The organism is Synechococcus sp. R6-10 (assembly GCF_047461815.1).
Classification (GTDB): domain Bacteria; phylum Cyanobacteriota; class Cyanobacteriia; order Thermostichales; family Thermostichaceae; genus Thermostichus.
The window spans coordinates 1-568 of record NZ_JANSHW010000489.1; the positions used below are offsets into that span (position 1 = coordinate 1).

Below are 568 nucleotides of genomic sequence, written 5' to 3' on the forward strand. Positions count from 1 at the left end.
TGTGGGTATGGTTCCCGCGCTAAGTTGAACACCCTCAGGGCATCACACCCTTAACCGACTGCTAACAAAGCGCGGCGTACAATTCTGCCACTATGAAACGAGGGTTTACGCTGATTGAGCTGCTGGTCGTGATTGCGATCATCGCCATTCTGGCGGCGATCCTGTTTCCCGTGTTCGCGCGTGCGCGTGAGAGCGCACGAACCTCGAGCTGTCTGTCGAATGTGCGTCAGATTGCCACAGGCATCATGATGTATATTCAGGACTACGACGAGACCTACCCCGCTGCGACGAACATCTCCCGCGCGTTCAACACCCAGTGGCCGCAGTTGCGCACCTTGATTCAGCCGTATGTGAAGAACGACAAAATCTGGTTCTGTCCGTCGGAGCCGCGCCCCAGCTTCTGGGAGCAGGATCAGTTCAGCACGGGCGACCCCAGCTATCGCGGCGCGGGCACTTCCTACGCTTATAAGTCGCGCCTGACGACCGACTGCCCGCCGAACACGCCTGCGAACTGTCGGGGCAACCTGGCAGGCGTGTCGCAAGCCGCCATCGATAACCCTGCAGGAGT

General features: G+C 59.2%; 1 protein-coding gene. It reads left to right on the forward strand.

From position 1 onward, the window contains the following. Positions 1-92: 92 nt before the first annotated feature. On the forward strand, positions 93-568 hold a 476-nt coding region (locus tag NW837_RS12630), incomplete at its 3' end, for a type II secretion system protein (RefSeq protein ID WP_414331983.1).